The organism is Streptomyces incanus (genome assembly GCF_042656345.1).
Lineage (GTDB): Bacteria > Actinomycetota > Actinomycetes > Streptomycetales > Streptomycetaceae > Streptomyces > Streptomyces incanus.
The window spans coordinates 75,816-94,963 of sequence record NZ_JBHSPC010000019.1; the positions used below are offsets into that span (position 1 = coordinate 75,816).

At 72.9% G+C, this 19,148-nt stretch carries 19 protein-coding genes; 3 read left to right on the forward strand and 16 right to left on the reverse strand.

What is annotated here, in order from left to right:
- Positions 1-90 precede the first annotated feature (90 nt).
- The 8 genes from ACFP2V_RS08710 to ACFP2V_RS08745 form a co-directional block, all read right to left on the reverse strand.
- Positions 91-753, reverse strand: a complete 663-nt coding sequence (locus tag ACFP2V_RS08710; RefSeq protein WP_381207987.1) for a response regulator — start codon at positions 751-753, stop codon at positions 91-93.
- Positions 750-2,087, reverse strand: coding sequence for a sensor histidine kinase (locus ACFP2V_RS08715; RefSeq protein WP_381207990.1), 1,338 nt, complete (start codon positions 2,085-2,087; stop codon positions 750-752). Before ACFP2V_RS08715 ends, ACFP2V_RS08710 begins: the two co-directional genes overlap by 4 nt.
- 22 nt (positions 2,088-2,109) lie before the next feature.
- Positions 2,110-3,285 carry an acyltransferase family protein gene (locus tag ACFP2V_RS08720; RefSeq protein ID WP_381208044.1) on the reverse strand — a complete coding sequence of 392 codons (1,176 nt, stop codon included), beginning with the start codon at positions 3,283-3,285 and terminating at the stop codon, positions 2,110-2,112.
- A 64-nt stretch (positions 3,286-3,349) separates the two neighbouring features.
- Positions 3,350-4,306, reverse strand: coding sequence for an alpha/beta hydrolase (locus ACFP2V_RS08725; RefSeq protein ID WP_381207993.1), 957 nt, complete (start codon positions 4,304-4,306; stop codon positions 3,350-3,352).
- A 179-nt stretch (positions 4,307-4,485) separates the two neighbouring features.
- Complete coding sequence (locus tag ACFP2V_RS08730; protein ID WP_381207995.1) at positions 4,486-5,382, reverse strand: alpha/beta hydrolase; 897 nt, start codon at positions 5,380-5,382, stop codon at positions 4,486-4,488.
- Between the two features lie 119 nt (positions 5,383-5,501).
- Complete coding sequence (locus tag ACFP2V_RS08735; protein WP_381207997.1) at positions 5,502-5,660, reverse strand: hypothetical protein; 159 nt, start codon at positions 5,658-5,660, stop codon at positions 5,502-5,504.
- A 31-nt stretch (positions 5,661-5,691) separates the two neighbouring features.
- Positions 5,692-6,918 (reverse strand): kynureninase, encoded by a 1,227-nt coding sequence (gene kynU, locus ACFP2V_RS08740; RefSeq protein ID WP_381207999.1) that lies wholly within the window; start codon positions 6,916-6,918, stop codon positions 5,692-5,694.
- Positions 6,911-7,741: a tryptophan 2,3-dioxygenase family protein gene (locus tag ACFP2V_RS08745; RefSeq protein WP_381208002.1), complete on the reverse strand. Its 831-nt coding sequence runs from the start codon at positions 7,739-7,741 to the stop codon at positions 6,911-6,913. The genes kynU and ACFP2V_RS08745 overlap by 8 nt, the downstream gene beginning before the upstream one ends.
- Before the next feature lie 315 nt (positions 7,742-8,056).
- Between ACFP2V_RS08745 and ACFP2V_RS08750 the strand changes: the two genes are divergently transcribed.
- Entirely contained in the window at positions 8,057-9,211 is a 1,155-nt protein-coding gene (locus ACFP2V_RS08750; protein ID WP_381208005.1) for a PP2C family protein-serine/threonine phosphatase, read from the forward strand.
- The gene (locus ACFP2V_RS08755) at positions 9,208-9,630 is read left to right on the forward strand and encodes a DUF3151 domain-containing protein (RefSeq protein ID WP_381208008.1); all 423 of its coding nucleotides are present in this window, start codon (positions 9,208-9,210) and stop codon (positions 9,628-9,630) included. The genes ACFP2V_RS08750 and ACFP2V_RS08755 overlap by 4 nt, the downstream gene beginning before the upstream one ends.
- A 31-nt stretch (positions 9,631-9,661) precedes the next feature.
- Here the strand turns inward: ACFP2V_RS08755 and ACFP2V_RS08760 are convergent, their stop codons facing one another.
- From ACFP2V_RS08760 to ACFP2V_RS08795, 8 genes are all read right to left on the reverse strand, one after another.
- Complete coding sequence (locus ACFP2V_RS08760) at positions 9,662-11,170, reverse strand: MFS transporter (RefSeq protein ID WP_381208010.1); 1,509 nt, start codon at positions 11,168-11,170, stop codon at positions 9,662-9,664.
- A 145-nt stretch (positions 11,171-11,315) separates the two neighbouring features.
- Positions 11,316-12,347, reverse strand: a complete 1,032-nt coding sequence (gene fbaA, locus ACFP2V_RS08765; RefSeq protein WP_381208013.1) for a class II fructose-bisphosphate aldolase — start codon at positions 12,345-12,347, stop codon at positions 11,316-11,318.
- 219 nt (positions 12,348-12,566) lie between these two features.
- Entirely contained in the window at positions 12,567-13,115 is a 549-nt protein-coding gene (pyrE, locus tag ACFP2V_RS08770; protein ID WP_381208016.1) for an orotate phosphoribosyltransferase, read from the reverse strand.
- Positions 13,116-13,162: 47 nt separating this feature from the next.
- Positions 13,163-13,960, reverse strand: a complete 798-nt coding sequence (locus tag ACFP2V_RS08775) for an aldose epimerase family protein (RefSeq protein ID WP_381208018.1) — start codon at positions 13,958-13,960, stop codon at positions 13,163-13,165.
- 70 nt (positions 13,961-14,030) lie between these two features.
- Entirely contained in the window at positions 14,031-14,933 is a 903-nt protein-coding gene (locus ACFP2V_RS08780; protein ID WP_381208021.1) for an SRPBCC domain-containing protein, read from the reverse strand.
- A gap of 112 nt (positions 14,934-15,045) precedes the next feature.
- Positions 15,046-16,737, reverse strand: coding sequence for a polyamine aminopropyltransferase (locus tag ACFP2V_RS08785; RefSeq protein WP_381208024.1), 1,692 nt, complete (start codon positions 16,735-16,737; stop codon positions 15,046-15,048).
- Between the two features lie 142 nt (positions 16,738-16,879).
- Positions 16,880-17,398: a DUF2617 family protein gene (locus ACFP2V_RS08790; RefSeq protein WP_381208027.1), complete on the reverse strand. Its 519-nt coding sequence runs from the start codon at positions 17,396-17,398 to the stop codon at positions 16,880-16,882.
- Between the two features lie 502 nt (positions 17,399-17,900).
- Positions 17,901-18,197 (reverse strand): hypothetical protein, encoded by a 297-nt coding sequence (locus tag ACFP2V_RS08795; RefSeq protein ID WP_381208030.1) that lies wholly within the window; start codon positions 18,195-18,197, stop codon positions 17,901-17,903.
- 140 nt (positions 18,198-18,337) lie between these two features.
- Between ACFP2V_RS08795 and ACFP2V_RS08800 the strand changes: the two genes are divergently transcribed.
- A partial coding sequence (locus ACFP2V_RS08800; RefSeq protein ID WP_381208033.1) for an aminotransferase class I/II-fold pyridoxal phosphate-dependent enzyme occupies positions 18,338-19,148 on the forward strand: 811 nt, incomplete at its 3' end.

Here is a 19,148-nt window from a genome sequence, read left to right on the forward strand (position 1 = left end):
CCTCCGTCTCAGGTACTACAAGGGGCCGTACGGGGTGTCCGGCGGTCCGTGACGCTCCCGGACCGCCGCCGGGCGGGCCGCCCCCTCACGTCAGTACCCCGACGGCCGGACCAGCCCCGACTCGTACGCGAAGACCGCCGCCTGGGTGCGGTCCCGCAGGCCCAGTTTCACCAGGATGCGGCCCACATGGGTCTTCACGGTCTGTTCGGCGACCACCAGCCGCACCGCGATCTCCGCGTTGGACAGGCCCTGCGCGATCAGCCCCAGTACCTCGGTCTCCCGCTCGGTGAGAGCGCCGACGCGCTCCCTGAGCGGGGCACGGGGCCTGTCCTCCAGGCGGGCGAACTCGACGATCAGCCGCCGGGTGATGCCCGGCGCGAGCAGCGCGTCGCCGCCCGCCACCACCCGTACCGCCTCGGCGAGCTGGTCGCTGGAGGCGTCCTTCAGCAGGAAGCCCGAGGCGCCGGCCCGCAGCGCCTCGTACACGTACTCGTCGAGGTCGAAGGTGGTCAGCACCAGCACCCGGATGTGCGGGGTGGCGGCGGTGATGCGGCGGGTGGCCTCGATGCCGCCGAGTTCGGGCATGCGGATGTCCATCAGGACGACGTCCGGGGCGAGGTCGGCGACCTGCGCGACCGCGTCCAGCCCGTCGACCGCCTGGCCGATCACCTCGATGTCGGGGTAGGTGTTCAGCAGCACGGTGAAGCCCTGCCGGACCATCTGCTGGTCGTCGGCGACGAGTACGCGGATCATGCGGTGCCGTCCTGGGGAAGGAGGTCGGTGGCGGGCTGGGCGGTGGCCGGGAGGTAGGCGTCGACCTTGTAGCCCCGGCCGGTCCAGGGGCCGGCCGTCAGTCTGCCGCCCAGCATCACGGCCCGTTCCCGCATGCCGAGCAGCCCGTGCCCGGCGCCGGCGGACGGTGGTGCCTCCCGGGCCGGGCCGGTGTTGACGACCTCCACCCGCAGCCCCCGCGGATCGTAGACCAGGGTGACATGGGCGGTCGCGCCGGGCGCGTGCCGCAGCACGTTGCTCAGCGCCTCCTGCACGATCCGGTACGCCGAAAGCTCCACGCCGGGCGGCAACGGCCTCCGCTCACCGGTGACTTCGGTGGTCACCGCGAGTCCGGCGGCCCGGGTGTTCTCCACCAGCGCCTCGAGCCGGTCCAGGGTGGGCTGCGGGGCGTGCGGGGCGGTGCCGGAACCGTCCTCGTGCACGGGGGAGGCGGGGTGTTCGGAGCGCAGTACGCCCAGGACACGGCGTAGTTCGGTGAGCGCGTCGACGGCGTTCTGCCGGATGCCGGCCAGGTTCTCCCTGAGCTCGTCGGACGGGTTGTCGACGAGGTGCGGGGCAACCTGGGCCTGGATGGAGATGACCGACATGTGGTGGGCCACCACGTCGTGCAACTCGCGTGCGATACGGCTGCGTTCCTCCAGCAGGGTGCGCCGGGCCCGCTCCTCGGCGGTGAGGGTGGTCTGCTGCCGCAGTTCCGCGCGGGCCTCGCGACGCCCGCGCAGGGCGATGCCGAGCAGGACGGCGACGGCGAACAGGACGACGGCGACCATGCCGGTGGACTCGTAGTCCGGCCCGCCCCACAGGCCCTGGAGGAGGTAGGTGACCAGCGCGGTCAGGGCCAGCGTCTCGACCGCGACACGCGTGGGCACACGCAGCGCGACGAGCAGCAGGACGAGCAGATGGCAGATGATGCCGGAGACGGTCCAGGGCCACTGGGACCCGGCCGCCGGGCCATACAGCAGGTGATGGACCACGACCGCGCCCAGCACCGTGGCCGCCAGCGACATCCACCAGGCGGCGACCGGCCGGCGCAGCGCGACGACCACGGCGCCGCTCTGCCCGATCATGATCGGGAAGGCGTATCCGGCCACGACGGAGGCGTGGTCCTGGAGTTGGGCCATGCCCCCGAGGAACGTCCCGAACGCGGCCAGGCACAGCATCCCGTGCGGCAGCCAGCGCAGCCATACGGACAGGGGCAGCGGGTCGACGCGGGCGGTGCCGAGGTCGTCCCGCAGCACTCCCCAGGTGCGCCGTACCCGGCCGGCCACCACCCGCACGACCCCCGATTCCATCATCCGCGCCAGCCTAGATCCTGTCCTATACATGTCGTACTCCCTTGCGGGTACTCCGGTCCGCCGTCGGCCGGTGAGCGCGCACCACCCGGGTCCGCCCGCGCCGCCCGTCGTCCTGCTCCCAGGCCCGGAACGCGGTCCAGCAGACCGCGAGGGCGACGGTGAACACCGGCAGCCAGGCCAGCCGGGCGGCGACCCAGCCGAGGCCGTCGGGGACGGTGTGCAGTCCGGGGAGGCGGCCCAGGAGGAGTGCGGTGGCGGTGGTCGCCATGAGGGCCGTCTGGTGCCAGAGGAAGACCGTCATCGCGGAGAGGTTGACCAGCGCCACCGCCGCCCACGCGACCGGCCGGCGCATGGCGCTCCGCAGCCGCTCCCGCAGCAGCAGCGCCAGTCCGCACTGGGCCAGGCCGAAGGTGACGGCGGCCAGCGTCGGCGGGTTGAGGTTGGAGAGCCCGGCGCCCGGGACGCCGACCATGGAGGCCGGGTAGCCGGCCCAGGCGACGAGCGCGACCGTGGCCGCCGTACCGGAGACGAGGAGGATCAGGCCCGAACGGCGGTGTTCCAGCTCGCCCCGGGTCCAGGCCGCGCCCAGGGTGTAGGGGACGAGCCAGCCGGCCGCGAGGTTGATCCAGCCGAGCCAGGCGGGGCCGCCGAGGCCGAAGCGCAGCACGTCCACGTGCAGGACGACGGCGAGCGGCCACAGCGGGTGGAGCCGGGTCAGCAGCGGGGTCGCGGCGGTGAGGGCGGCGAAGACCAGCAGGAACCAGAGCGGGGACAGGGCGAGTTTCACCAGCGTGCGGGTGGTCGCGAGGTCCGTCCCGGACAGCAGCAGCGCGACCGTGACGGCGGTCCACAGGCCGAGGAGGGCGGCGACCGGCCCGAACAGCCGGGCGAGACGGCCGCGCAGCCAATGGTGGTACGGGATGCCGCGGGTGCGGGCCGAGGCATAGCCACGGGTCGCCACATGACCGCCGACCAGGAAGAACACGGCGAGGGTCTGGAACAGCCAGGAGACGGGGGCCAGCCAGGGCAGGTGCTGCAGCGGACTGGCCGTGCGCAGGGTCCGGCCGTCCGCGACCAGCGCGGTGACCAGCCAGTGGCCGAGGACGACCCCGAGGACGGCGACGGCGCGCAGGGCGTCCACGGCGCGGTCGCGCTGGGCGGGGGTGGCCGCGTCGATGCGCTCGGCACCGCGTCGCATGCCGCGTCGCATGCCGTGCCGCATGCCGTGCCGCATGCCGTGCCGGAGGCTCCGGAGGGTCGGGTCAGTCATGGGTCACCGCCTCGGTCTCGCCCAGGACGATCCGGGTCAGGTTGGCCAGGGAGGGGGAACCGGGTGCGAAGTAGTCGCTGTGGCCGCCGTCGCCGGCCGCGAAGACCCGGGCGCCGAACGCCGGGGAGACGGGGTCGGTGCCGAAGCCGACGCGGGTGCCGAACAGGTCGACGGCGAGGTGCGGAACGTTCTCCACCCAGTCGCCGGCGCCCCGGGCCGCCCAGATCCGGGCGCGGGTGCGCAGGGCGGCGGCGCTGTCGGCGCCGGTGCCCGGGCTGCCGACGACGGCGATGTCGTCGACGTCCAGACCGGGGGCGGCGCGGGCGCAGACGACCGAGCCATAGGAGTGGCAGAGCAGGGAGATGTGCGGGCGCGGACCGATGACCGCCCGTAAGTCCGCTATGAGGGAGCGCAGTTCGGGTGCGGCCCGGTCCGCTCGGTCGGTGGTGGCGACGGCGATCCCGATCGTGGGGGGCGTCTCGTAGCCGAGCCAGGCGACGACCGCCGCACGGGTGCCCGCCGGGGCCTCACGGGTGAGCCGGGCGTGCAGGGTCCGGGCAGCGGCGCGGAACCGGCCGTAGGTGTCGATACCGGTGTCGGAGCCGGGGACCAGGACGGCGACCCGGTCGGCGTGGGCGAGGTCGCCCAGGACCTCGGTCACCAGCCCGGCGCCGCGGCCGTCGAAGAAGAACAGCTGCCGGGCGGGGTCGGCCAGGGCGCGGTCGGCCGCCGCACGCCGCCGGTCGCCGTGGTCCGCGGCCGTCCGGGCGGCCTTCCCGGCGCCCGCGCGGTGGGCGGTGTAGGTGGCGTCGAGGGTGGCCGCGGTCGGCGGTACGAGGGTGACCGGTGGCGGGGCGGGGACCCGGGGCCGGGCCGCCCCGACCACGGGAAGCGTCACCGCCGATGCGACCAGCACAGCGAGTGCGGCGCGGCGCCACCGGTACCCCATGGTCGGTCCCCCTGTCCGTTCGCCCGCTCATCGGGCCCGTCAGGGAAGGAAGTTACGGATCGGCGCAGGTAGTCCGCGTCCCACCGGGGAGCTCACCTCCGGGGTGGCTCTCAGGTATGACGGGTATGACCGGAGGCACTTGGGAGAGGGCCCCACCAGACGCCGTCAACGGACCTGGATCACCAGGCGAGTTGGGAGATCTCCTCCGCCACCACCGCGCAGGCGTCCGCCGCCGGGTCGATCAGCGGGAAGTGGCCGACGTCCTCCAGCAGCGTCAGCCCCACCACCTCACCGGCCTTGGCCGCCGCGTCCGCGTACGCCTCGGCGACCGCCTGCGGGACCTCGGCGTCGGTACGCCCCTGGACGACGGTGGTGGCGATGCCGGTGGGCAGCAGCAGCGCGGGGTCGGCGTACGGCTGTCGCTCGGCGAACCCCTGGTCGCCGCCCAGGAGCTGGCGTATCGCACCGCCGCAGACGTCCAGCTTGTCGGCGACCGCGAGGTCGGCGATCGGGGCGAGGGCGACCACGCCCCGCAGGGGCGCGGGACGGTCGGTGCGCCAGGGGGCGTCGGCGGGAAGGAGGTGGCGGGCGGCGGCCCACAGCGCCAGCTGGCCGCCGGCGGAGTGGCCGGTGACCACCGTGCGGCGCGGGTCGGCACCGGGCAGGTGCCGACGGGCCAGCTCGGGCAGCGCGTCGAGCGCGGCGGCGACGTCGTCGAAGGTGCAGGGCCAGCGCCCCGCGACCGGGTCCCCACCATCCGCCTCGCCCGCCCCGCGCCGGTACTCGACACTGGCCACGGCGAAGCCCCGGCGGGCCAGGAAACCGGCGAACGGGCTGATGTGCCGCCGGTCGTAGGGTGCCCGCCAGGCACCGCCGTGCAGGACGACGACCAGCGGGGCGACCCCCGCGACCTCGGCAGCACCGCCGGGGCCGCCCGCGCCACGCGGGGTGAAGAAGTCGACCACCTGATCCGGGTCGTCGCCGTAGGCCGCCGTGGCGTCGGGCTCGACCGGTGGACGGGAGAAGAGCGACTTCTCCTCGGCGGCGGACCGGGCGGCTGCGACGTCGTCCGTCATGCTCAACCTCTCAGCGATCAAACGTACTTGACGGTCGAGAGAAGAATTCGGCCGTTGGCCGGGACGGTATCAGCCCGATGACGGGCAGGGACATGGGGATATCACGCTCGGTGAACACCTCACGAGGCTGCCACTCCCCACACCACGTGCACCACATGCACCACGTGCACCACGTGCACCACGTGCACCACGTGCACCACGTGCACCACGTGCACCACGTGCACCACGTGCACCACGTGCACCACGTGCACCACGTGCACCACGTGCACCACGTGCACCGGCAGATACCGTCCCGCCGTGGTCCGCTTCCTAGGGCCCGGTCTCCGCCAGCACCACCGCCAGCATCCCGGCCGCCCGCTCCGCGTCCGCGAAGCCGACGTACAGCGGGGTGAAGCCGAAGCGCAGCGCGTCCGGGTGGCGGAAGTCGCCCACCACACCGCGCTCGATCAGCCGTCGCATGACCTCCCCGGCGTCACGGCAGCGCAGGGTGACCTGGCTGCCCCGCTCTTCGTGCGGGGCCGGGGTGAGGCACTCGACCCGGCCTTCGGGGACGTACGCCTCGACGCACTCCAGGAAGAAGTCCGTCAACGCGAGGGACTTGGCCCGCACCGCCTCGACCGGGACGCCGTCCCAGACGTCCAGGGCCGCCTCCAGGGCGAGCATGGACAGGATGTCCGGGGTGCCGACCCGCCCGCGCAGCGCACCCGGCGCCGGTTCGTACCCCGGGCGCATGCCGAAGGGCTCCGCATGGGAGTTCCAGCCGGGCAGCGGGGAGTCGAAGCGGTCCTGCAACTCCGCGCGCACATAGAGGTACGCCGGTGAACCGGGGCCGCCGTTCAGGTACTTGTAGGTGCAGCCGACCGCCAGGTCCACACCGTGCTCGTCCAGCCCGACCGGCAGCGCGCCCGCACTGTGGCACAGGTCCCAGACGACGTACGCCCCCGCCGCGTGCACGGCGGCCGTGAGCGCGGGCAGGTCGTGCAGCCGGCCGGTGCGGTAGTCGACGTGGTTGAGCAGCACGGCGGCCGTACGCTCGCCGAGCGCGTCCGGGACCTCGGAGGGCGGCACCGGACGCAGGGTGCAACCGGTCATCCGGGCCGCCGACTCGGCGATGTAGCCGTCCGTGGGGAACGTGGTCGCGTCGACCACGATCTCGTCACGGGCGAGTCCGGCGGCGCCGTCCGCCGAGCGGGCCAGGCGCACCGCACCCACCACCGCCTTGAAGACGTTGACACTGGTGGAGTCGCCGACGACGATCTGCCCGGCCGCCGCACCCACCAGCGGAGCGATCCGGTCGCCGATCCGCTCGGGCGCCGTCCACCAGCCGCTCTCCGTCCAGGACCGGATGCGCAGCTCGCCCCACTGCCTGCGGACGACGTCCTCGACCCGGCCGGGGACGGCGACGGGCAGCGCGCCCAGCGAGTTGCCGTCGAGGTAGACCGCCTCGCCGCCCTCGTCCAGCACGAACTCGGCGCGTTGGGCGGCCAGCCCGTCGGCCGCGTCCAACTCCTTCGCCCTGAGCTTCGGTTCAGACATATGATCGCGCCGTCCACAGCTCGGGGAACACGTTGTTCCGCGCCCGCTTCTCCAGCCAGGCTACCCCGGCGGAACCGCCCGTACCCGCCTTGGCGCCCATCGCGCGGCGGGTGGCGACCAGGTGGTCGTTGCGCCAGCGCCACACCAGCTCGGCGACATCGGTGAGCGCCTCGCCCAGCCGGGCGACCTCGTCCCGCTCGTCACCCGAGTAGACGGCCGCCCAGACCTCCTCCACCCGCGGCGACGGCTCGTACCGCCGGGACACGTCGCGGCGCAGCACCTCGCCGGGGACGGCGTGCCCGCGGCGCGCGAGGAGGCGCAGCACCTCGTCGTACAGGCTCGGCTCGTGCAGCGCCTTCTCCAGCTCGGCGTGCGTCCGCGGCGCGCCCCGGTGCGGGACGAGCATGGACGCGGACTTGTCGCCGAGCAGGAACTCCATGCGCCGGTACATCGCCGACTGGAAGCCGGAGCCCTCGCCGAGCGCGCCGCGGTAGGCGTTGAACTGCGCCGGGGTGAGCTGCCCGAGCGGCTTCCAGGAGGCGTTCAGCGCCTCCAGTTCCCGTACGGACCGCTTCAGCGCGTCGATCGCGGTGGGGATGTCGTCGCCCCGCAGCGCGTTCGCCGCCGTCTCCCACTCGTGCACGATCACGGTGAACCACAACTCCATCACCTGGGTGGTGACCAGGAAGACCATCTCTCCGGGGTCCTCGGAGAGGGTGTGCTGGAGGTGGGTGAGGACGTCGGCCCTGACGTAGTCCTCGTAGGGGGTCGTGCCCTCGAAGTCGAGATGCGGGGTCTCCGGCTCAAAAGCCTCGTGGGACATCGCTGTCTCCTGAATTGTGCTCCGGGTAGCGGTCCGCCCCTGCCGTTACCGGCACGGGGGCCCCGGTCCCCACGCTGCATCCTCCGCAATGGTCCCCCGGAATCGCAAGGTCCGCCCGATCACGGACGGGCCATGACCCATGGGTCATGGGTCATGGGTCATGGGGATGCCGTGGCCCATGGGCCGTGGGGACGCCGTGGCCGCCGGTTCCGGTCCGTGCCCACGGAGATCCTCCGGTAGCCGTCGCCAGGGGCGTGTCAGAGACTGGGTGTCGGCCGCACCGACAGGACGACCACCTCAGGAACGCAGAATCGAATGCGAAACGGGCGCAAGGAAGCGGGGGAGCGCGAGCGGCGGCTCCGGTGGCTGCCCGCCGCGCTGCTCGTGAGCGCCTTCGTCCTCGACCTGATCTTCCTGAACAACGTCAGCACGTTCCCCCTTCTCGCGGCCACCCCTGTCCTGGCCGCGCCGATCCTCACCCTGCGTGGGACGATCGCCACCGGCGTGGCGGCGAACCTCGTGGGACTCTTCCTGGTGGACCTGGAAAGAGAGCCGACCCGCGCCGACATCACCGCGTTCAGCAGCCTGGTCCTGCTCACCGTCGTCGCGGCGGGCCTCAATGTGCTGCTGGCACGCGACCGGCAGAAGCTGAGAACGAGCCGCGAGGTGGCCGCAGCAGTGCAGCACGCGGTGCTGCCGGACCCGCCGCGCCGGGTGGGACGGCTGACCGTGGCCTCCCGGTACGAGGTCGCCCACGAGGAGGCGGCCATCGGCGGTGACCTCTTCTCGATCCACGAGACGCCGCACGGCATCCGTATGCTCATCGCCGATGTGCGGGGCAAGGGGCTGAAGGCGGTCCGCACGGTGAACGGCCTGCTCGGATCGTTCGACGAGGCCTGCCTCCACCGGCCGGATCTGCCGGGCGTGGTCCGGCAGCTGGAGGAGCGGATGCGGGTGATCATCGAAGAGGCGAGCGGGGTGGAGGCCGAATCGTTCGCCACGGCTGTCGTCGCGGAGCTCGCCCCCGACTATGCCGAACTCCGTATCGCCGTCCGGGGCCACGCGGCCCCCCTGCTGGTACACGACGGCCGGGCGGTCCCGCTGGAACCGGCCGTACCGTCACTGCCGCTGGGCCTGGGCGCTCTCGGCGGCGGTCCCGGTGACACGCTCGACAGCGACGAGGTCCCGGTCGACCTGTTCGAGCTGCCGGCCGGAGCAACGCTGGTGCTCTACACCGACGGCATCAACGAGGCCCGCGACACGGACGGCGCCTTCTTCGACCTCGTTCCGGTGCTGTCCCGGCGCTTCCCACCGAACCCGGACGTGGTGCTCGACGCCGTGGTCGACGCCGTCAACCGGCACACCGGGGGCGCGCTGCAGGACGACGCCGCTCTCTTCGCCGTCACCCGGGACGCGGACACCGCCGCCCCGGCGGCACGCGCCCCGGCAGGTGGCAGACTGGCGTCATGACCACTCAGAAGAACCTGTTCGGCGGCCCTGACCCGACCCATCTGCCGGAGAACGAGGAGGCGTACCGCCTGCTCGGCGAGGAGTCCCTGCCGCCCGCCGAGGTGGTGGCGAAGTTCCCGACGTTCTCGCTGGCCTGGGCCATGCTCGCCGATGACGCCTTCGAGGCGGGGCGAGTGGTCGAGTCGTACGCGTACGCCCGGACGGGTTACCACCGGGGGCTCGACGCTCTGCGCCGGGCCGGCTGGAAGGGCCACGGCCCGGTCCCGTGGAGCCACCGCGCCAACCGCGGCTTCCTGCGCTGCCTCGCCGCCCTCGCCCGCGCCGCCGAGGCGATCGACGAGAAGGACGAGGCGGAGCGCTGCAAGCAGTTCCTCCAGGACAGCAGCGCCGAGGCGTACGAGGAGCTGAAGCGGGCCTAGCGTCTGCACCAGGGCCTGCCCCGGGAGGGGCCTAGGTTCCGGATTGCCGGGGCTCGGGCGGTGGTGTTTCACGTGAAACACCACCGCCCGAGCCCGCTTCGGTCTCGGGTTCCAGCGGGGGTACGGCCACGCTGCCGTGCGTACGGCATTCGGGGCGGCGACAGCCCGGCGCGGGACGCCGTACGGTCGCGAAGGCGATGACCGAGCCGACCACCAGGACGGCCGCGCAGAGCACCATCGCCCGGCCGAATGCCTCGTCGAAGGCGTCCGGCACCCGGTACGCCTCCGGTCCCATCCCGACGAGCAGGGGCAGCGCGGCCACCGCCATCAGGCCGGCCGCGCGGGCCGCCGCGTTGTTGATGCCGCTGGCCAGGCCCGCTCGCGTGGTGTCCACGGCCGCCAGCACGGTCGCGGTCAGTGGCGCTACCAGGGTGACCATGCCGAGGCCCAGCACCAGCAGGGCGGGCAGCACATCGGTGAGGTACGAGGCGCCCGGCCCCGCCCGTGTCATCAGCAGCATCCCGGCCGCGCACAGCAGCGGTCCGACGGTGAGCGGGATGCGCGGCCCGATCCGGGCGGCGAGTTCACCGGACCGGGCGGAGAGCAACAGCATCAGCAAGGTCGTGGGCAGCAGCGCCGTACCGGCGGCGAGCGCGGACCAGCCGACGGCGACCTGGAGCTGGAGCGCGGCAAGGAAGAAGAAGCCGCCGAACGCCGCGTACACGCACAGGGTGACCACGTTGACCGCCGTGAACTGACGGGACGCGAAGATGTCCAGCGGCATCATCGGGTGCGGCCGGAGCTTCTCGACGAGCACGAAGGCGACGGCGGCGGCCAGTCCGGCGACCGCGACCACGAGGGAGCCCACACCTGCCTCGATCAGCGCGTACGTCACCAGGGCGAGGGCGAGCGCGCCGAGCACCGCGCCGAGCACGTCGAAGCGGCCGTGGGCCTGCTCCCCGCTGTCCGACTCCGGTACGTGACGGACGGCGATCGGGGCGCACAGCAGGGCCAGCGGCACGTTGATCAGGAACACCCAGCGCCAGCCCGGCCCGTCCACAAGCCAGCCGCCGAGGAACGGGCCGACCGCCGCGCCGATCCCGCCGAAGCCGGACCACAGGCCCACCGCCCGGCCCCGGTCGTCGGGGTGGAGGGACGCCTGGATCAGGGCGAGGGAGCCGGGCGTGAGCAGCGCGCCACCGACCCCCTGCAGGGCACGGGCGGCGATCAGCACACCGGCGCTCGGCGCGATACCGCACAGCAGGGAGGCCGTGGCGAACCACAGGACCCCGACCACGAACACCTTCCGGCGCCCGAACCGGTCGCCCAGCGCCCCGCCCAGCAGGATCAGGCCGGCCAGCGTGACCATGTACGCGTTGACCGTCCACTGCAGGGCGGCGAGATCCGCGTCGAGGTCGCGGCCGATACGCGGAAGGGCGACGTTGACGACGGTGGAGTCCAGCAGGGCCATGCTCGAACCGAGCACCGTGGTGAGCAGGATCCACTTGCCCTGCGGGGAGGCCAGCCGGACATCGGGCATGCTCGGAGCATACGGAAGCGGGCCGAGCCCGGCACCACCTGCGCACGCGCCGCAACGGGTACGGACGGACGTGACGGGCGGAGTGCCGGGCTCGGCTGCGCGCTACTGACGTACTGCCGACGTCTGCCGACGTACTGCGCGGGGGTTACTTGATCCTCGTACCCGTGGAACGCAGGTTCTGGCAGGCCTCCAGGACGCGGGCGGACATCGACGCCTCGGCCAGCTTGCCCCAGGTGCGCGGGTCGTAGGTCTTCTTGGAGCCGACCTCGCCGTCGACCTTCAGGACGCCGTCGTAGTTCTTGAGCATGTGGTCGGCGACCGGACGCGTGAAGGCGTACTGCGTGTCCGTGTCGATGTTCATCTTCACGACGCCGTTCTCCAGCGCGGTGAGGATCTCCTCCGGCGAGGAGCCCGAGCCGCCGTGGAAGACGAAGTCGAACGGCTGCGAACCGGCCGGCTTGCCGTACTTGGCGGCGGTGCCCTCGTTCAGCTCCTTGAGCAGCTCCGGGCGCAGGACGACGTTGCCCGGCTTGTACACGCCGTGCACGTTGCCGAACGAAGCGGCCAGCAGGTAGCGGCCCTTCTCGCCGAGGCCGAGCGCCTCCGCGGTGCGGATCGCGTCGTCGACCGTGGTGTAGAGGGAGTCGTTGATCTCGTGCGAGACGCCGTCCTCCTCACCGCCGGTCGGGGTGATCTCGACCTCAAGGATGATCTTCGCGGCGCGGGCGCGCTCCAGCAGTTCCTGGGCGATGCTCAGGTTGTCGGCGAGGGTCTCCGCGGAGCCGTCCCACATGTGGGACTGGAACAGCGGGTTGCGGCCGCCCTTGACGCGCTCCTCGGAGATCGCGAGCAGCGGACGGACGTAGCCGTCGAGCTTGTCCTTCGGGCAGTGGTCGGTGTGCAGGGCGATGTTGACGTCGTACTTCTCGGCGACGATGTGCGCGAACTCGGCCAGGGCGACCGAACCGGTCACCATCTCCTTCTTGTGCTGACCGCCCAAGAACTCGGCGCCGCCCGTGGAGATCTGCACGATGCCGTCGCTCTCCGCCTCGGCGAAGCCGCGCAGTGCCGCGTGCAGGGTCTGGGACGAGGTGACGTTGATGGCCGGGTAGGCGAACTTTCCTGCCTTCGCCCGGTCCAGCATCTCGTTGTAGACCTCGGGAGTTGCGATGGGCATCTGTCCGCTCCTTATGCATGCGCGTGCGGGTTGGCGTACTGCGTACTGTCGGTCCTGACCTGGAACCTTGGATGCGACGTCGTTGTCGGGCCCATCCTCCCAGACTTGCCCCGCCCGTCGACGGCGCCGGTCGAGTCGTTATGCGGGGGATGCGGGGGATGCCGGGACCGGGACGCCGGCCGGTGTGGTGGTGCCGGCCGGTGTGGTGGTGCCGGCCGGTCAGTCCAGGCCGAGCTCGTCCTTGCCGAAGGCGAACAGGTACGGCACCCCGGCGCCCTCCTCGATCTTCTCGGCGGCGCCGGTCGCCCGGTCGACGATGGTCGCGACGGCCACGACCTCGCCACCGGCCTCGCGCACGGCCTCGACGGCGGTGAGCGGGGAGCCGCCGGTGGTGGAGGTGTCCTCGACGACCAGGACCCGGCGGCCCCTGACGTCCGGGCCCTCCACCCGCCGCTGCATGCCGTGTGCCTTGGCCGCCTTGCGGACCACGAACGCGTCCAGTCGCCGGCCGCGCGCCGCGGCGGCGTGCAGCATGGCGCCGGCCACCGGGTCCGCGCCCATGGTGAGGCCGCCGACCGCGTCGAAGTCCAGCTCCGCGGTGAGGTCCAGCAGCACCTGGCCGACCAGCGGGGCGGCCTCTCCGTCGAGGGTGACGCGGCGCAGATCGACGTAGTAGTCGGCCTCGAGCCCCGAGGAGAGGGTCACCTTGCCGTGCACCACGGCCTTGTCCTTGATCTGCTGCAGCAGCGCGCCACGTACGTCACTCATGGCAGCCAGGGTAGACGGCGCCGCGGCATGACCCGCAGGGCATGGCTCTAGAGCCGCCGCCAGGTCCAGGTGGTCGTGGCCTCCAGCGGCTCCAGCGGAGTGATCAGACGCGGGTGGGTGTTCAGCCCGTTGGGCGGCCCGGTCTGCGGCTCCACGCAGACGGCCTCGCGCTGCTCGTCGTAGACCACCACCCACTCCTCGCGGCTGGTCACCTTCAGCTCCAGCCGCCCCGGCCAGGTGAGGGTGACGTCGACCCCGTCGGGCATGCCGAAGCAGTCGTCCCAGGGGCCGGGGCGGGGAGCGACCCGGTTGCCGGTGGGCAGGTGGTCGTCACCGCGTTCCTCCTGCCAGGCGGCGGTGAAGTCGAGGCGTACGTCCTGGGCGTCCGCGCCGCCGAGGCTGCGGTTGAACCAGGGGTGCCAGCCGATCTGCGCCGGGAAGGACGACTCGTACGTCTCCACGGCCATGGTCAGCGTCAGCGCGTCCTCACCGAGCGTGACCTGCTGCGTCACCCGCCCGGGGTACGGCCACGGCTCCACGAGGTCGTACGTGAGCACGGCCTCGTCGGCGCTCTTGCGGGCGGTGCGCCAGGCGGCGTCACGGACGGTGCCGTGGATGGCGTGGGGCGGGGCGTTCAACGGCAACTGGTGGACGGTCGCCCCGTCCCGGAACCGGCCGTCCCTGGTCCGCCCGCACCAGGGGACCATCGGGAAGCACCCGAAACGGTCTCCCTGCCGCAGCAGCTCGACTCCCCCGACCCGCAGTCCTGAGACCCGCCCGCCGTTCCCCGGCCGTACGGTCACCTCCGCGTCGCCCGCGGTCAGCGTGATGTCTTCGTCGCTCACGGGACGACCCTACTGGGGTGATCAAGAGTGCCTCCGCCGGTCGGGCCGGCCCCGCCGCCCGGATGCGGCTTCAGCCGCGCCTGCGGAGGGCCCGCACCGCGACGATCGCCGAGGCCACCGCCAGGGCGGCCGCCGGGGCGGCCCAGCGCAGCGGGGTGGACGCGGAGACGGTCTGGGGTGCGGGAACGGGCGCGTAGCGGCCCCGGGGCGGGGCGTGGTCCACCTCTTCGGCGCTACGGCCGATCATGGTGCGGCGCGCGTGCGCGGCCTCGGCGACGGCGCCCTCGTCGGCGTCGTCCTCCTCGTCCGTCTCATCCGCTGTTCCGTCCGCTGTCTCGTCCACGTCGTCCGGAAGCCCGGGTTCGAGAGACGGCAGGGGGATCTCCGCGTCGAGGACGGAGGGGGCCGTGGGCGACTCCGGGGCGGAAGCCTCCTCCGAGGACGACGTCCCCTCCTCGGATGTCTCCTCCTCGGATGCCCCCTCCTCGGATGTCGCCCTCGCGGGCGTCTCCTTCTCGGAGTCCTCCCCCTCTGTTGTCCCCGCCGTTGTAGCCGCAGTCGTCCCCAGGTTCGCCGCGAAGCGGTTCAGCAGGCGGGCCACCGCCGAGGCCACCGCGTCCGGCGGCAGCTCCGTGACCCGGCCGCCGGCCGTCGCCGTGCCGTCGACGACGACCGTGGCACCGCCCTCCGCGTCCCGCAGGCTCAGCCGCAGCGCCAGTTTCACCGCGCCGGTGCCGCGGGTCTCGACGGCGTCGCCCTCGACGGCGTAGGAACCGTCGTCCCGCCGGGTCACCCGGACGGCGCCCCGGTAGGTGATGGAGTGACTGCCGATGCGGACCTTCAGCCGGCCGGCGACCGGATCGGCTCCGGCGTCGTGCTGGAGCCCCGGCACCGCACGGGCGACCCGTGCGGGATCGTCCAGCGCCTCCCTGAGCCGCTCCACCGGAACCGGAACGAACACCTCGTGCTCCATGACTGCGGAGCCTACCCACGGGAACGCCGGACTGTATCCCCGTCGGCACGAAAGGCGCAGCGGGCACGGCTCGGCACACGTGCCCGCGTGGACGCGCGTCAGCGGTCGTGGCTCACCGCTCGTACCGGGGATGGATCAGCGTCGACGGCGGGAGGCCGGGGACGCGGGTGCGCTCGGCGGCCCGCGCGCCGACGGCGAGGGAGCTGTCCGTGAGGGTGCGCGGGCGGGGGCCGGACGGGTCCAGGCGCAGCTCGGGGTCCGTGCGGGCGGCGAGGACGAAGCCCTGGTCGTGCAGAGCGCGGGTGGTGTCCGCCGGGGTGCGGCCGGGCCCGGTGACGAGACCGGCCGGCCGGCCGGCCGTGTCGTACGGGACGGTACGGAAGCCGGCCGAGCGGAGCGTCGCGTCCACCGTCCAGTACACCTCGGGCCGGGACCGCACCGGCCCCGTGTGCACCACGAGCCGCCCGCCGGGGGCGAGGGCGCGCCGGGCCAGGCCGTAGAACTCCTGCGAGTACAGCTTGGTGCTCGCGGTGATCTCCGGGTGCGGCAGGTCGGACACCACCACGTCGTACGCGGCCAAAGGCGCCCCGCGCAGCCAGTCGAAGGCGTCCTCGGTGGTGACGTGTACGCGCGGGTCGTCGAGGGCGTGGTCGTTCAGCGCGGACAGGGCGGGGTCGTGGCGGGCCAGCCGCACCACGCCCGCGTCGAGTTCGACGACGTCGACCCGCCGCACGCCGGGGTGGCGCAGCACTTCGCGGGCGGTCAGCCCGTCGCCGCCGCCGAGGACGAGCACGCGCTCGTGCAGGCCGGTCATCGCGGGGTGCACCAGGGCCTCGTGGTAGCGGAGTTCGTCCCGGCTGCTGACCCGGAGCCGACCGTCGAGGAACAGGCCGAGGGCACGGCCGTCCCGGCCGCCGGTGAGCACCACTTCCTGTACGTCGGTCCGCAGGGCCACCCGGACGTCCGAGCCGTACATGGCGTGACGGGCGGCCCGCTCGAAGTCGTCCACGAGGACGGTGGCCGAGGCGAGGACGGCCAGCACGCAGAGGTTGGCGGCGATCAGCAGCCGGCGGGCGCGGCGGGTGAGATCCTGCCGGAACAGGCCGAGCACCAGTGCGCCGCCGACCACCGTGTTGACCGCGCCGGTGATCAGCGTCCCCGTCAGCTGGCCGAGGAACGGCAGGAGAAGGAACGGGAAGGCGAGCCCGCCGACGAGGGCGCCGACGTAGTCCGCGGCGAACAGGTCGGCCACCGCGCCGCCCGCGTCCTGGCGGCGGATCCGCTGGATCAGCTCCATCAGGAGCGGCACCTCGGCCCCGATCAGCAGGCCGACGGCGAGCGAGAAGACGACCAGCAGAACAGGGGGTCCGTGCACCCACGGGCCGCCCCAGCCGCCGGTCCAGGCGAAGACGGCGTACAGGGCCATCGCGCTGCATCCGCCGACGAGGGCGAGGGCGGCCTCCACGGCGCCGAAACCGGCCGCCGCGTACCGCCGCAGCCGCTTGGCGGCCAGCGAGCCGATGCCCATGGCGAAGACCATGACGGACAGCACGACCGACGCCTGGGTGACCGAGTCGCCCATCAGGTACGCCGCGAGTGCGACGAGTTCGAGTTCGTACACCAGTCCGCAGGCCGCGCAGACGAACACACCCGCGAGCACCAGGAACCGCCCGGTGCCCTGCCGCACGGGCAGCCGCAGCGAACTGCCCGAGCCGTCGCCTCCACCGCTGCCACTGCCGCTGCCGCGCGACCTGTCCCGGGGCTGCACGGGGCCGGGCGGAGCGAGGGCCTGCGATTCGATCACGCTGCGACGTTACGTTACGCCTCCACTGCGGGCCGTCACCCACACGTGTGGTGTTTGTTTACCGTTGACCGGTGGTGGCACGACCGGGAAACCTCGCGCGGGTCGCCGACGGGACACCGCTCACATCGCGCTCACACGCCGCTCACACGGCTGTCTTCACCCGTACGCCCACCCGTGTCCGGGTCGCCACCACCTGGCCGTCCTGCGGATAGGCGTGCCAGGTCCGCCAGTGGACCTGGCTCTCCTGGCGCTGGGCGAGCATCGCGGTGAACGCGTACGGGCTCCCGGGGAACACGCCGGCGAGACCGTGCGGATGGTCGGAGACCAGGGCGAGCAGTTCCTGGGCGCGGCCCGCGAAGGAGCCCGGGGAGAGCATCTCCACGCGGGCGGCGAACTCGTACTCCCAGTCGCCCACCCGGGTGGCGACGCCCAGCGGGAGAGGTGTGCTGGAGCCCCGGATGCACGCCACGGTCTCCGAACAGATGCCCTGCTCCTCCTCCAGCAGCACCTGGTGGGACGCGCCGAGGAGCCTCAACTGGACTTTGGCTCCCGTCAGCTCGAGGTCGAGCGTGGCCAGCGCGGGCAGCGGCTCGCACCCCAGGGCCCAGGCGAGATCGGCCGCACGCGTGTCGGTGTAGGAGGTGGTCAGGGTCGTGAGCATGGAACGGCTCCGCAAGCGCACAGGGAGAAGGGGCGGGGAGAAGGGGATGCGGGCGCCCGTTACGCCCCGGTCGTACCGGGGTCCGGCCCGCCAGCCCGGTCGGCCGGTCGGATGAGGTCCGCAGAAGGTCCGAGGGCTGTGCTGGTAATGGAGAGGAAACCATGAACTATGGTGCCTCCGCAGCGTTTTAACCAACTTCGTGCGGTTTCCATCCCCTCGGGGGCCCCTCAGATCACCTGTTCACGGTGGCGCACACCTGGCGTATGACGGGCGCACATCCGGCACGTGCCTGACGCACGACTGGCACACGACTGGCACACGACTGGCGCGCACCTGGCGCGCACCTGGCGATGACGACGTCCGGGTGACGAACGCGGCCAGTGGGGCCCGCCCCAGGCGCGGACCCCACTGTTCCCCCAGCGGCCTCCCCCGTCGGCTGCCTCCGCCGTCGGCGGCCGAGCCGTCCAGCCGCCGGCCGCCTCTCCCCTCAGCGGGCTCCCTGTCAGCTGCCTCCGCCGCATCCGCCGCCGCCCCCGCACGACGACCCGCCTCCGCAGGACGACCCACCGGAGCTTCCCCCGCCCCCGTCGCCCCCGTCGCCCCCGTGCGACGAGCCGCAGGACGCGGCGACGACCCCGCCGCCCGCCCACCAGCTGCCGTCCCCGCCGCCGCTGCCGCCGATACCGCCGATGCCGCCGATGCCGCCGCGGCGCACCCGGTGCCCGGAACGGCGTCCCGCGGCCACCAGGGACACGACCACCAACATGAGGACCAGAGCCAGAATGATGCCGATGACCATGACGTCACCGTCCTTTCGTTCCCCCGTGATGCACCCGAAGCGACCCCCCGTGGGCGCCTCGCTCACGCGTGTGGACGGGAGATGCCCGATGCCCGCACAATCCAAAGCAGAGTTGAGCAACTCCAGAGGTTCGGCGCAGGATGACCGGCATGACCTCCAGCACACGCCCCCTCCTGAACCGCCGGCTCGCCGAGTTCGGGACCACGATCTTCGCCGAGATGTCCGCCCTGGCCCTGCGCACCGGCTCCATCAACCTGGGCCAGGGCTTCCCGGACACCGACGGTCCCGAGGAGGTCAGGGAGGCGGCGGTGCGGGCCCTGCGGGACGGCCGCGGCAACCAGTACCCGCCCGGCCCCGGCATCCCCGAGCTGCGCACCGCGATCGCCGCACACCAGCAGCGCCGCTACGGCCTGTCCGTCGACCCCGACACGGAGGTCCTGGTCACCGCGGGCGCCACCGAGGCGATCGCCGCGTCGCTGCTCGCCCTGCTGGAGCCGGGCGACGAGGTGGTCGCCCTGGAGCCGTACTACGACTCGTACGCGGCCTGTGTCGCGATGGCGGGCGCCACGCGCGTGCCGGTCACCCTGCGCCCCCGTGAGGGCCGCTTCCACCTCGACCTCGACGAACTGCGCGACGCCGTCACCGACCGCACCCGCCTGCTGCTGGTCAACACCCCGCACAACCCGACCGGCACCGTCCTCACCCGCGAGGAACTGGCCGCGATCGCCGCGCTGGCGGTGGAGCGCGACCTGCTGGTGGTGACGGACGAGGTGTACGAGCACCTGGTCTTCGACGACGCCGAACACATCCCCCTGGCGACCTTCCCGGGCATGCGCGACCGCACGGTCACCATCTCCAGCGCCGGCAAGACCTTCTCGTTCACCGGCTGGAAGGTCGGCTGGGTGACCAGTACCCAGGAACTCGTGACCGCCGTCCGGACGGCCAAGCAGT